Origin of the sequence: Paeniglutamicibacter sp. Y32M11, from assembly GCF_019285735.1 — a bacterium.
In the GTDB taxonomy this organism is placed as follows: domain Bacteria; phylum Actinomycetota; class Actinomycetes; order Actinomycetales; family Micrococcaceae; genus Paeniglutamicibacter.
In genome coordinates this window covers 2,437,475-2,450,975 of sequence record NZ_CP079107.1, presented here as the reverse complement: position 1 = coordinate 2,450,975, position 13,501 = coordinate 2,437,475, and the positions used below count along the sequence as shown (strand labels likewise).

General features: G+C 58.1%; 9 protein-coding genes. 7 read left to right on the top strand and 2 right to left on the bottom strand.

Going from position 1 to position 13,501, the window contains the following annotated elements:
• Nucleotides 1–322: 322 nt before the first annotated feature.
• Nucleotides 323–790, bottom strand: a complete 468-nt coding sequence (locus KUF55_RS10730; protein WP_218816634.1) for a hypothetical protein — start codon at nt 788–790, stop codon at nt 323–325.
• Between the two features lie 117 nt (nt 791–907).
• Between KUF55_RS10730 and ilvD the strand changes: the two genes are divergently transcribed.
• From ilvD to ilvC, 4 genes are all read left to right on the top strand, one after another.
• On the top strand, nt 908–2,611 hold the full coding sequence (ilvD, locus tag KUF55_RS10725) for a dihydroxy-acid dehydratase (protein ID WP_132358151.1): 1,704 nt from the start codon (nt 908–910) through the stop codon (nt 2,609–2,611).
• 287 nt (nt 2,612–2,898) lie between these two features.
• Nucleotides 2,899–4,776, top strand: coding sequence for an acetolactate synthase large subunit (locus tag KUF55_RS10720; protein ID WP_218816633.1), 1,878 nt, complete (start codon nt 2,899–2,901; stop codon nt 4,774–4,776).
• 7 nt (nt 4,777–4,783) lie between these two features.
• The gene (gene ilvN / locus KUF55_RS10715; protein ID WP_132358147.1) at nt 4,784–5,302 is read left to right on the top strand and encodes an acetolactate synthase small subunit; all 519 of its coding nucleotides are present in this window, start codon (nt 4,784–4,786) and stop codon (nt 5,300–5,302) included.
• Nucleotides 5,303–5,343: 41 nt separating this feature from the next.
• Nucleotides 5,344–6,366, top strand: coding sequence for a ketol-acid reductoisomerase (gene ilvC / locus KUF55_RS10710; protein ID WP_218816632.1), 1,023 nt, complete (start codon nt 5,344–5,346; stop codon nt 6,364–6,366).
• 907 nt (nt 6,367–7,273) lie between these two features.
• Here the strand turns inward: ilvC and KUF55_RS10705 are convergent.
• Nucleotides 7,274–8,131 (bottom strand): hypothetical protein, encoded by an 858-nt coding sequence (locus KUF55_RS10705; RefSeq protein ID WP_218816631.1) that lies wholly within the window; start codon nt 8,129–8,131, stop codon nt 7,274–7,276.
• 314 nt (nt 8,132–8,445) lie between these two features.
• Here KUF55_RS10705 and KUF55_RS10700 point away from each other — a divergent pair, with 314 nt between their 5' ends.
• The 3 genes from KUF55_RS10700 to KUF55_RS10690 all read left to right on the top strand — a co-directional run bounded on the left by KUF55_RS10700 (nt 8,446) and on the right by KUF55_RS10690 (nt 13,480).
• On the top strand, nt 8,446–10,410 hold the full coding sequence (locus KUF55_RS10700; RefSeq protein ID WP_218816630.1) for a hypothetical protein: 1,965 nt from the start codon (nt 8,446–8,448) through the stop codon (nt 10,408–10,410).
• A gap of 4 nt (nt 10,411–10,414) precedes the next feature.
• Nucleotides 10,415–10,819, top strand: coding sequence for a hypothetical protein (locus KUF55_RS10695; RefSeq protein WP_218816629.1), 405 nt, complete (start codon nt 10,415–10,417; stop codon nt 10,817–10,819).
• Nucleotides 10,820–10,918: 99 nt separating this feature from the next.
• Nucleotides 10,919–13,480 (top strand): glycosyltransferase, encoded by a 2,562-nt coding sequence (locus KUF55_RS10690; protein ID WP_218816628.1) that lies wholly within the window; start codon nt 10,919–10,921, stop codon nt 13,478–13,480.
• Nucleotides 13,481–13,501: the final 21 nt, after the last annotated feature.

The following is a 13,501-nucleotide window of genomic DNA, read 5'->3' as shown; positions in this document are numbered from 1 at the left end:
CCGGATCTGGACTCATGATCGTTCTCGATTCACTTGCGGGTGGCGGCTCCTGCGGTCCTTCGGCTTGCGACGAGGCCTAACTGAGGCCTTAGGAATCAAGCTACGCTCCGGCCGATACCGATTCAAGAGTCAGGTGAAGCTAGGCGCGCAACAGGTTCCGGGCACGAGTGATCCATGGGTAATACCTGGGCCTAATGCGGCTTGAGGTCGATAAGTCGCGGGGGAGTGTTGGTGCCCCACGAGTCAGTTGAGAAACGAAAGGTGCCGTGGTCCAGTTGTAAAACTGGACCACGGCACCCGTGGTGTTTGAGCTGGTGGGTCGCTAGACGGCTTCGGTTACCGTCGGATCCAAGCGGTCCATCAGTGAATTCATGAAGTCGGCAAAGTCCTTAGCGTCTTCGTCCTGGGCCAAGATGCCGGCGGTTCGCGGACCTGCCGTGGTTCCCGGAACGTTCACCGAGAGTCGCGCGGGAACGTTGAATCGGTACACGCGTCCGGTGCTGGTGCCCACCTCGTAACCACCATCCAGGACCAGAGCCACGTGGTAAATATTGGTGGTATTCACCGAGATCGCCCGCTCGGAGGGGCGCAAGGTCTGGGGATTGAGGGGGCAGAGGATGAGTTCTGCCGGTTCACGACGAAAGCCGATGACCTTCAGACCAGCGGAACCGGAGGTACCGGTCGCTGCCACGAGGTTGTAGCTGCCGAAGTTGGGGATCTGAGTATCAAACGACTCGTGTAAAAGCTGCTTGAGAACATCGTCACTGGAATCAATGTTGAGGGTCTCCATGGGATCCAGTCTATCCAATGGATGTTTCGAACAAGTGTCCCGTATTCGCGCGGCGAAATATGTCGGTTAACCGTCATGGGTTCCGCCGTGATTCAACGCGGTCATACAATCAAGGACATGAGCCAGGACACAGCACCAGATATCAAGCCTCGCAGCCGCGTCGTGACCGACGGCATCCATGCCGCTCCGGCCCGTGGCATGTTCCGCGCCGTGGGGATGGGTGATGACGATTTTGCTAAGCCGCAGATTGGCGTTGCCAGCTCCTGGAACGAAATCACCCCGTGCAACCTGTCGCTGAACCGTTTGGCTGCCGGTGCCAAGGAAGGTGTTCACGCCGGTGGCGGGTTCCCGATGCAATTCGGCACCATCTCGGTGTCCGATGGCATCTCCATGGGCCACGAGGGCATGCACTTCTCACTGGTCTCCCGTGAGGTTATCGCCGACTCCGTTGAGGTGGTGATGCAGGCCGAGCGCATTGATGGTTCGGTCCTGCTGGCCGGTTGTGACAAGTCGCTTCCGGGCATGTTGATGGCAGCAGCCCGTCTGGATTTGGCCTCGGTCTTCCTGTACGCGGGGTCGATCATGCCCGGTTGGGTCAAGTTGGAAGACGGCAGCGAAAAGGAAGTCACGCTCATTGACGCCTTCGAAGCCGTGGGCGCCTGCGCCGCTGGCAAGATGAGCCTCGAGGATCTCACGCGCATCGAAAAAGCCATTTGCCCCGGTGAGGGCGCCTGCGGTGGTATGTATACGGCCAACACCATGGCGTGCATCGGTGAGGCGCTGGGCATGAGCCTTCCCGGCTCGGCCGCCCCGCCCTCGGCCGACCGTCGCCGCGATATGTTCGCCCGCGCCTCGGGCGAAGCGGTAGTGAACCTGCTGCGCAAGGGCATCACCGCCCGCGACATCATGACCAAGAAGGCCTTTGAGAACGCGATCGCCGTGACCATGGCCTTCGGTGGTTCCACCAACGCCGTGCTGCACCTTTTGGCCATCGCCCGGGAGGCCGAGGTTGATTTGACCCTGGCCGACTTCAACCGCATCGGAGACAAGATCCCGCACCTGGGGGACCTGAAGCCCTTCGGTCGTTATGTGATGACCGACGTGGACAAGATCGGCGGCGTGCCGGTGATCATGAAGGCCCTGCTGGATGCGGGCCTGCTGCACGGGGACTGCCTGACGGTGACCGGCAAGACCGTTGCCGAGAACCTCGCGGCAATCAACCCGCCGGATGTGGATGGCAAGATTCTGCGCGCACTGGATAATCCGATCCACAAGACCGGTGGCATCACGGTGCTACACGGATCGATGGCCCCCGATGGGGCGGTGGTGAAGTCCGCAGGATTTGATGCGGATGTCTTTGAGGGCACGGCACGGGTCTTTGACCGCGAGCAGGGTGCGCTTGCGGCCCTGGATGCCGGTCAGATTCACGCCGGTGACGTGGTGGTCATCCGCTATGAGGGCCCCAAGGGTGGTCCCGGGATGCGCGAAATGCTCGCCATTACCGGCGCCATTAAGGGTGCGGGTCTGGGCAAGGACGTCCTGCTGCTCACCGACGGTCGCTTCTCCGGTGGCACCACCGGCCTGTGCATCGGCCACGTGGCGCCCGAGGCCGTGGACGGCGGCCCGATCGCCTTTGTGAAGGACGGGGACAAGATTCGGGTAGACATCGCCGCACGCTCCTTCGACCTGTTGGTTGATGAAGCGGAACTCGAAGCGCGCAAGGTGGGATGGGCACCGCTGCCGGCGAAGTTCACCACCGGTGTGCTGGCCAAGTACGCCAAGCTGGTCAACTCGGCCTCCACCGGCGCATACTGTGGCTAAGAAGTAGCTTTTTTGATGGGTGGCCGCCGTCACGGCGTCCACCCATCGGACACCTATCTCATATAGTGAGATATACGGCGTGGTTGTTTGACTCCGACTCCGGCGGCGACCAAAATGGGAACATGCAGATCCGCACCGAAGTACTACTAGTTATCAAGCGCTGAGCTTGAGCCCCTCCGCAACACGGAGGGCTTCGGTGACGCGCTAACCCCAAACGCCGCAAGGTGCCATTTGGGGTTTTTTTATGTGCAGGGTTAGTAAGAAGAGATAGAGAAGGACATATCCCCATGAGTAACGGAACACCCGTCAGCCCAGGGCTGGCGGCCAAACCCGCCAACCGAAGCAAGGATGCCGCTGTCTCTTCCGTCGTGGAAGCGTCGAGCCTGGTTCTGGGCCCGAATAACATCATTGCTCCCACCGAGATGCTGGGCTCACATGCCATCGTGCGCTCACTGGAAGAATTGGGCGTCAAAGACGTCTTTGGGTTGCCGGGCGGGGCCATCATGCCCACCTATGACGCGCTCATGGACTCCACCAAGATCAACCACGTCTTGGTTCGCCACGAACAGGGCGCGGGCCATGCCGCCCAGGGTTACGCCATGGTGACCGGAGAGGTCGGGGTCTGCATCGCCACCTCCGGCCCCGGCGCCACCAACCTGGTCACCGCCATTGCCGATGCGCACATGGACTCGGTGCCAATGGTTGCCATTACCGGTCAGGTGCACAGCGCCTTCATCGGTTCGGACGCGTTCCAGGAAGCCGACATCGTGGGCATCACCATGCCCATCACCAAGCATTCCTTCCTGGTGACCAAGGCCGCCGACATCCCACGGATGCTGGCCTCGGCCTTCCACATCGCCTCCACCGGCCGTCCCGGCCCGGTGCTGGTGGACATCACCAAGGATGCCCAGCAGTCGATGATGGAATTCTCCTGGCCGCCGAAGATCGATTTGCCCGGCTACAAGACCGTGGTGCGTGGACACAACAAGCAGGTGCGTGAGGCTGCCAAGCTGATCGCCGCCTCTTCCCGTCCGGTGTTCTACGTCGGCGGTGGTGTGATCAAGGCTCACGCCGCGGCAGAGCTGAAGGAAATCGCCGAGCTGGTCGGCGCCCCGGTGGTCACCACCTTGCAGGCTCGCGGCGCCTTCCCGGACTCCCACGAACTGCATGTTGGCATGCCCGGCATGCACGGATCGGTTTCGGCCGTTACGGCGTTGCAGCAGTCGGATCTGCTCATCACCCTCGGCGCGCGTTTTGATGACCGCGTCACCGGTGTGCTGCACACCTTCGCCCCCAACGCGAAGGTCATCCACGCGGATATCGACCCGGCAGAAATCTCCAAGAACCGCACGGCGGATATCCCGATCGTCGGTTCGGTCAAGGAAATCATTCCGGAACTGGCGGAGGCCTGCCGCGCCCGCTTTGCCGAAAGCGGCGCACCGGACCTCACCGCCTGGTGGAGCACCATCGGCCGGCTGCGCGAGACCTACCCGATGGGGTTCACCCCCACCAACGACGGTCTTTCGGCACCACAGAACGTGATCCAGCGGATCGGTGAGCTCACCGGCCCTGAGGCCGTGTATGTTGCCGGCGTTGGTCAGCACCAGATGTGGGCCGCCCAGTTCATCAAGTACGAGCGCCCCCACGCCTGGCTGAACTCCGGCGGTCTGGGCACCATGGGCTACTCGGTTCCCGCGGCCATGGGCGCCAAGGTCGGCAATCCAGACCGCGTCGTCTGGGCCATTGATGGCGACGGCTGCTTCCAGATGACCAATCAGGAGCTCGCCACCTGCGTGATCAACAAGATCCCGATCAAGGTAGCGATCATCAACAACTCCTCATTGGGCATGGTGCGCCAGTGGCAGACCCTGTTCTACGATTCCCGCTACTCCAACACCGATTTGAACACCGGTCACGGAACTGCGCGCGTCCCGGACTTCGTGAAGCTTGCCGACGCTTATGGTTGCGTGGGCCTGCGCTGCGAACGCGACGAGGACATCGACGCGACCATCCAGCAGGCGCTAGCCATTAACGACCGCCCGGTGGTCATCGACTTCGTGGTTTCCCGCGACTCGATGGTCTGGCCGATGGTCCCCACCGGCGTGAGCAACGACCTGATCCAGATTGCTCGTGGCATGACGCCCGAGTGGGAAGAAGAGGACTAGAAATCCCATGGCACGTCACACTCTTTCCGTACTCGTCGAAGACGTACCGGGCGTATTGACCCGCGTGGCAAGTCTTTTTGCCCGCCGCGCCTTTAACATCCACTCGCTGGCCGTTGGCCCCACGGAGAACAAGGGAATTTCCCGCATCACCGTGGTCGTCGACGCCGAAGGTGACCTGCTCGAGCAGGTCACCAAGCAGCTGAACAAACTCATCAACGTCATCAAGATCGTTGAATTGATGCCCGAGGCTTCGGTGCAACGAGACCATATCCTGGTCAAGGTGCGCGCCGATGCGGCCACCCGCTTGCAGGTTACCCAGGCCGCAGACCTCTTCCGTGCCTCCGTGGTGGACGTGTCCACCGATTCACTCATCATTGAGGCCACCGGCAACGCCGACAAGATCAACGCGCTGCTGGCAGTGCTTGAACCGTTCGGCATCCGCGAGATCGTCCAGGCAGGCACACTTGCCGTTGGACGCGGCTCCAAATCGATGTCGGACCGCGCCCTGCGCTCCGTCTCTGCCTAAAACGCACCCCAGCTTCACACTGATACCAAGGAGATACCACAGTGACTGATATGTACTATGACGACGATGTAGACCTCTCGATCATCCAGGGCCGCACCGTTGCCATCATCGGCTACGGCTCCCAGGGCCACGCCCACGCACTGAACCTGCGCGACTCGGGCGTCGACGTCCGCGTTGGCTTGAAGGCCGGCTCCAAGTCGATCGCCAAGGCCGAGGCCGAGGGCCTTCGCGTGGTCTCCGTCGCCGAGGCAGTAGCCGAAGCCGACCTGATCATGATCCTGACCCCGGACCAGGTCCAGCGCCACGTCTACAAGGACGAGATCGCCGGAAACCTGCAGGCCGGCGACGCCCTGTTCTTCGGCCACGGCTTCAACATCCGTTACGGCTACATCACCCCGCCGGCCGACGTTGACGTCGCCCTGGTGGCCCCGAAGGCACCGGGTCACACCGTGCGCCGCGAATTCGAAGCAGGCCGTGGCATCCCGGACCTGATCGCCGTGGAGCAGGACTTTACCGGTTCAGCCAAGGCTCTGGCCCTGTCCTACGCTAAGGCCATCGGCGGCACCCGTGCCGGCGTCATCGAGACCACCTTCACCGAAGAGACCGAGACCGACCTCTTCGGCGAACAGGCTGTTCTCTGCGGCGGCGTGTCGCAGCTGGTGCAGTACGGCTTCGAGACCCTGACCGAAGCCGGCTACAAGCCGGAAATCGCCTACTTCGAGGTACTTCACGAGCTCAAGCTCATCGTTGACCTCATGTGGGAAGGCGGCATCGCCAAGCAGCGCTGGAGCGTTTCGGACACCGCCGAGTACGGCGACTACGTTTCGGGCCCGCGCGTGATCACCCCGGAGGTCAAGGAGAACATGAAGGCAGTTCTCACCGACATCCAGACCGGTGCTTTCGCCAAGCGCTTCATCGAGGACCAGGACGCCGGAGCTCCGGAGTTCAAGGCACTGCGCGCCAAGGGCGAAGCTCACCCGATCGAGGCCACCGGCCGCGAACTGCGCCAGCTCTTCTCCTGGAAGACCACCGATGACTACACCGAAGGTTCCGTCGCCCGCTAAGCCACGCCTGAGCGAGTGGCTGCCGGTAGGTAGTTCATGACACTTTGCCCGTCCCGACTTTTGTCGGGGCGGGCTTCGTCGTTGGCGCAGCGATTTTCCACAGTGGGACTGCGGATAGGATTTCTCCGGATGCAGTCGGGCGTCGAGCACTGCACACAGCCCCGAACGGAATAGGGTTTCACGGTGTGGTCCACAGGTGCGAGGAAATCCACAATGACCATAAATGACCAAAGTAGGGCCACAGAACCTGTTTACGCGATCGCAAATGAGGCCGACATTAGAGCCTTGCACAGGAAACAGCATCGCCGAAGACGAGTCGGACCGCAACAAATATTGGTCAATAGCTATTAACCTGTGGGGACCTTGCTTGCGCTGACCGTGCAACAGGTCGCTGGCAGGTCAGGAGTTGGTCGGGCGACGCTGCGTAAGCTCGAACACGGTGAGCTAAACGTGGGATTTGAGCAATGTCGTGATGTTGCTCGGATACCGGGATTGGCGCCGCAGCTCAAATCGGCATTCGACCGTTATGAAACCGACGTGAGTCGCGCGCGGGCCAATGGACAGTTGACTATAGCGATCCGCATTGACCCAGATCTTTCAAGTGCTGTGCGCAACGTCAGAGATGCTTTCATCTGGCGCGGAGCCCGCCTAAAGGGCCGTGTTCTCCCACTTCGAAGGACTGCTGAAAATTCCCAAGGCGGCCTACTTGACGACTGACATCGGGCGCCACAGGTAGGGGTTTGGCAAAGAAAAGCGCGAGCAGTTCACGGGATTTGTAGACTGCCCAGGCTCCAACATGAGATTGACGATCATTACTTCAGGGGGTCGGGAGTCGCACTGCTCAGTTTTGGTGCTGCTCTCTACTGCTCTTCAGTTAATGCTTCCGTAAGGCCTGGCCTTAACACGTCTATCTGACCTCCATTCCGATCGCAAGTGTCTGCGGAAGGACGTCCAAGGTAGACCAATCCTGACTAGCCGCCGCGAGCTTCAGCAGCTCCTTGAGTTGTTCTACCGGAGGTGGAACATGTCCTTCGCCGACAAACTGAAGGAAAGGGACGATGTCGTTCGAGGGATTCACCTTCTCAATGAACGGAGACCAGTGGGCTTCCATATGCAACGCATCTCCTGTGTTCTGCACGTACAGCACATGATTCCCTCGTGGCTGCTCATAGACTTCTACCAGGTTGGTCACCGTGTCCGGCATTTCCAGATGTCCGCTTTCGGACTTTTCTAATTGCCAAGCCATGCTAGCCCAGCGCTCGACAAATGCCGGAACATACCTTGCGATGTTGGTTTGCGGGTTCAGGGGGATGGCGAGCGAACTCGGATGCTGAGCCGAGTAATAAAGTGCTGCGTAACCGCCACCGGAAGCACCAAAATAGATTGTCCGGTTGCTGCCACTAATTTTCGCGAAGACTTGTGCAAGTACCTCTTGCAAATCCGGTTGACGGGAACTTCCGGCGTACCAAGCCAGACGCAGCTTGTCGTCAATATGCAGAGTTGGATCGGCCACAAAAAGCCGATTCACTGCCACATCCTGAGAGAAGGACTTGCCAAGGAACACGGGCAGTCGCGTGATCTTGGGGCCAAGGGCAGCATGGAAGAACACAGTAGTGGTGGCGTGGCCCCGGTCTTCATACCTGAAATCTATCGGGAGCCCGCGGTGCATGATGGTGAAGAGTCCGTGGGGAGTCGTTGGATCCACCAAGAAATCATTTACTGATTCGAAGGTTTTTGCTGAATCGGAAAATACACGTAGCGGCATTCCTAGAACACTAGGCCCTCGGCATTGACCATCGATTAACCTCAGGTGAAATCGCGGCGCATAAACCGACCCGCCATTCTTTCGAGAGGCGGCTCAAGAACGCACCAGCACTCTAGCCGGAGTTTTGTGGTCTAGGATCCTCAATTCACAAGCGTCATGAAGTTCAGTTTCATGGAACCAAGTTGAACTGACGATGAACACTCAATGAGCGGATAGGAAATCAGGGCGGTTTATTGAATTCGACTGTCAACGGACTGCTAACCTCAAGAAAATCGACTTTCCCTGAGCTGAAACTGCAAGGATCCCCCGCCAGAATGAATATCCCGTTATACCCCCGTGGTTTTTTCTTCGCTCGCAATGAGATTGACTTGCCGGTGGATGTGAGCCATTTTTCCCAGCAGTCGACGGTGCACGGGTCATTCTGGTTCTCGCCGGAAACGGAGTACGCCGTCCTTGAATTCGGGCGGTTCGCCTTCGTGCTGCTGGGACATGCGCACTATGTAAACCTCGACAAATCCGTAAGTGAACTTGCCGATGTTTTGGAGCTGGTGGCCAGGGCATGGAAAGGCAAGGAAACCAGAGGGGTGGAAGAACTACTTTATGACTTGGCAGGGCGATACGTTCTGTTCGTCCTGGGTGAAAACACGGCTTTTGCTTATCAGGATGCCCACGGAATGCGTTCGGTCTACTTCAATGACGATGCCTCGGTACTGACTTCCCACGAACGAATGATTGCGGACATCACCAAGGCGCCAGTGGGAAACTCGCGCCTTGCCGAATTGCCGTTGGCATTGCGATGGAGTAAGACGAGATATACCGGGATCAGGGCCATGCTTCCAAACCACCGGCTGGACATGATGTCCGCGTCGCAACAACGCTTCTTCCCCACTTCCGCCAACCCGTACGTTGAACTGCCGGTCGCGGACCGGGTCTCGATGGTCCAAGACCTATGGTCTGAGCAACTCCGCGTATTAGCTAGCAAACGCACGCTGGCCCTTTCAATGACGGGCGGACTGGATAGCCGGACATCCTTGGCCATGGCCAGAGAAGTCTGGGGCTCGATTCGAGCATTCACCTATACGGCCACACCGCTACAGGACAATGCTTGGTCCCGCTCCATTTACAAGGACGAAGTCATTGTGCGGCAGTTGCTGGATGTGGTGGACGTCCACCATAGATTCCTACATCGCGATGAAGCGATTGACTTCACTTCCAGTGAGCTCGGGATCATCGAAAAGAACTCTGCAGGACAGCACGGGCGGTGGCTGCTCAAGTTATATCGGGAGCATGTTTCGGGGGAGAATGTCGTCCACTTGCGGGGTAATCTCAACGAGACGGCAAGGAACTACTTCCATCAGTTCACTGACCCAGTAACTCCGATGAATGGACTTCGGAAGCTGCTCAAGGAGCAGATCCTGCAGCGCAAGCCGAGCGTTGGCGATGAGCTGCAACACGTCATGGACGAGCTTGAGGAAGAATTCGAGACATTCGGAATAGCGCTAGTCGACCCGAGCTATGAACCACTTGATCTCTACTATTGGGAAGCCCGCCAAGCACGGTGGTTCTCGGAAGTTTTCAATGAGACCGACTGGGCATTCGATACAGCGATCCCTTTCAACCACCGCCGCATCATCGATCTGGCATTGTCATTCACGTCGCAGGAACGGAAGGAGGGATTCCTCTTTCGCGAGCTGATCAACCTCAATGCTCCCCTCCTGAACTTCTACGGTGTTAATGACACTGAGAACCTCTACGAGCAGGGTCGACGCGTGAAACAGAAACAGGAACCTGCCGCCCACATCGACGGTCCAGTGAAGAAGATTTGCCTGTACGACTCAACAAAAGGACTGACAGGAGAACTGCCCTACTTGGGGCAGCTCTATATTCCTGCCGACCAAATCAGGCGGGGGCACTCTTCGTCCGTTAGCTACGTCGTGGCAGAGCTCAGTGATGCCGTGGGGAGCGTTGACATCAGAATCCTGATCGACAACAGCTACGAGAATATGCGAGGCGCCCAATATCTTGAATTGGTAGCCATGCTGGATGACAAATTGGTGGCACGACACGATCTGGCGTTTTGGCCCGAACCTTTTACTATTTCAATCACCGATGTAGCTCCAGCGTCCCGGTTGACGTTGCGAATAAATTCGCTGCGTGAAGTCCCCAAGCCCTCATGGGAAATGGCCAGCAGGACCAAAATCCGAATCACTTCTCGACCCAGTACTCGGCCCGGGCGCAAAATACTCACCGATAATCCCTTTGCCAAAGTTGAGGGCTAGCCGGGTGTCCGCAGACGAACTCAGTATGAAAGCGCAGAACACCATGCCAGAGAACACCAGAATGCAGGCCGAGGATTTTACGCGCCGGGCGGCTGTACTTCCGCTGAAGCTACATCGCGAAGTACAAGGGCTTTCCGCCGAACTGCTAAAGCTCTACGAGCGGGAAGAGAAACTGCTCAACATCATAGATAAGCGGGACCGCCAAGTGAAGCTACTTTCAGGCGGCAAAAAACTGCCACAGGTGCCCGACGCCAGTGAGCTGCGAGCACAAACAGAATCGGAGCTGGCAAAACGTCTGTTGAAGGCAGAGCGCGAGCTTGAAGCCATGCGTTCGCGCTACGAGGCGTTGAGCAATTCGAAGCTCGGTAGGGCACAACGGTGGTACTGGAAAAAGCGAGCGGGGAAATAGAGAACCATGGATACCAAGAGCCTGAACAGCCGACTTGCCCATATTGAGGCGCGTACGAAGCAGCTGTCGAAACCAGTTGGCTTCCCCCGAGAATTCGATATGGGCAATCACTTGGAATCGCGCTACTACCAAGGTGCACTGACCGGCGAGCATCCCTACTTCGAACCTGTGCGCTCGTTGACGGAATACACCCAACGCCGACAGTACTTCAACGAATTGAACCATAGCGTGACCGAGGAATACTCCCAAAACATCAATAGAACTGAAACCGGGGGGCAACGTTGGCATAGGCCGTTCGACCTGAACATCGGGATCATCGCCGACGAATTCCTCTATAAATCTTTCTCCAGCACGGCGAACTTTGTGCCGCTGACCCCGGCGAACTATAAAGACTATGCCGATCAACTGGACTTGGTACTGGTTACTTCTACATGGCGCGGCTTGGACCGTGAATGGGTTGGTGCATCGCAGCGAAGCGGAAAGATTCGTCGGCTGCTGGAAGATAAACTCATTCCCTTTTATCAGGAACGGGGGATACCGGTGGCCTTCTACTCCAAGGAGGATCCTCCGAACTACGATGTCTTCCTGAGCACAGCCAAGGTGTGTGATTACATCTTCACCAGTGCCGTTGAAATGATCGAGAAATATCGTGCGGTATGTCCGAGCGCACGGGCCATCGGAGTCCTTTCTTTCAGCGTGGACTTCCGCCACCATAATCCGGTGGGAAGTCGGCGACACAGGATCGAAGACATCATCTTCGCCGGTTCCTGGCACAACCACAAATACACCGAACGCCGCGAATCGGCCATTGAGATCTTCAACGGCGTCATTGCCTCGGACCGGAAGCTGCGAATCATTGATCGCAACTGGGAATTGGAAACTGAGAAGTACCTCTTTCCTGAACGTTATTTACCCTACGTTGAGCCAGCGGTGGACCATGACGAGCTGCTAAGAATCCACCGCACCAGTGATATCGCCATCAACCTCAACTCGGTGGTCTCGAGTTCAACGATGTACGCCAACCGCGTGGTGGAACTCCAAGCCATGGGCTGCACCGTCCTGTCGAACTATAATGCGGGAGTCAACGACCAGTTCCCGAACGTTTTCATGCCCGAGAGCAGCTTTGACGCTGCGGACATTATTGCCTCCCTGCATGGTGCCCCCCTGTATGAAAACCAGATGACTGGACTGAGGAACGCTTACACCGATCACGTGAATTTCGACAGGATGCGCACGTTGCTGGGCACCTGCGGATTGGCGGATCTGGATGGTGACTCCAGGCGCATCTCAATTATTGGCGAACCCGGGGCTGTCCTGCAGTTCAAGAGCGAACAGTCCTTCGCCGGAGCGTTGGAAACTCACGAATCCACCGACGCCGCCCGTCAGGCCGGCGTGGATCTGGTCTGCGATATCGATCCCGGCTTTGAATATGGCCAGCACTATCTGCAGGACCTGGTAAATGCAACCAAGTACGTGGACAGTGTTTCGATCCACAAATCGGCACCGGGCAGTGAGAACGGCGGCCACCACGACTTCACGAATGATCCGGCCCCGGCGCACGGATCGTTGACCTGGATCAACCAAGATGCCGGAGCCAATGCTACATCCGCATCCAGCTACGCCATTGACGATTTACAGCTGGGCGATCGGCTGCGCGAAAGGATCGAGACACGGACCGCTCAGCAGCCGAAGCTGAGCGTAATCGTCCCGATCTACAACAACGGACGGCATCTGGAGTTCAAGTGCTTTGAATCGCTGCGCCGCAGCTCTATATTCGACCAAATGGAAATCCTGCTAATCGACGACGGATCCACCGATGGACAGACCGTGCGCACCATCAGGAAACTGGAGCGGGACTACTCAAACGTGCGTGTCTACCTCCACGAGGAGGGCGGTTCGGGAAGTGCTTCAAGGCCGCGAAACCTAGGTTTGGCCATGGCCACTGGCCAATGGGTAACCTACTTGGACCCCGACAACGAGGCCTTGTCGGATGGATACGCAAAGTTGCTGAAGCTGGCCGTCGCCAATGATTCAGAATTTGCCATCGGCAACATGATTCGCAACGCAGATCGTCGCAAACTGGTCAACTACGTTCGTATCCTCCGCCGCCAGATCCTTGGGAACGAGATTTCTGAAGACACGTACCAGGTCGACCCGAGTATCTTGTCAAAGATCAACTACACCCCGATGAGCATCCAAGCACTGGTGGCGAATACCTCGTGGCTGCGTTCGCTGGGTATTGAGCAACCCGTGGGAGCGGTGGGACAAGATTCCTATTTCTTCCAGCAAATGCTCTACTACGCCACGAAGATCTCGTTGCTCAACGAGCCGATCCACGCCTATTTTGCCGTGGTCTCTAACTCAACCGTCAACACGCTGGGCACCTCGTTCTATCGCAAGTACGTCCCGTTGGAGAAGTCCCGTGCCGATTGGCTACGGCAAATCGGCATGCTGGAAGATTACAAGCAACGGCGCCTGGAAGGCTTTGTGAAGGGCTGGTATCTGGAAAAGCTTCAGCGAGTTGCCGAGCACGAGCAAGAACCCTCGCGTCAGTTGATAGCCCAGTTAGCCGGATACTACGGCGAGCACGAATGGAAGGACGCGGAGTTGCGCGAGTTCTTTTCAGCCAACGAGACTTCCCTTTCTGCCGCACGCGGCTGAAGAACTGCAATGACCCTGCTA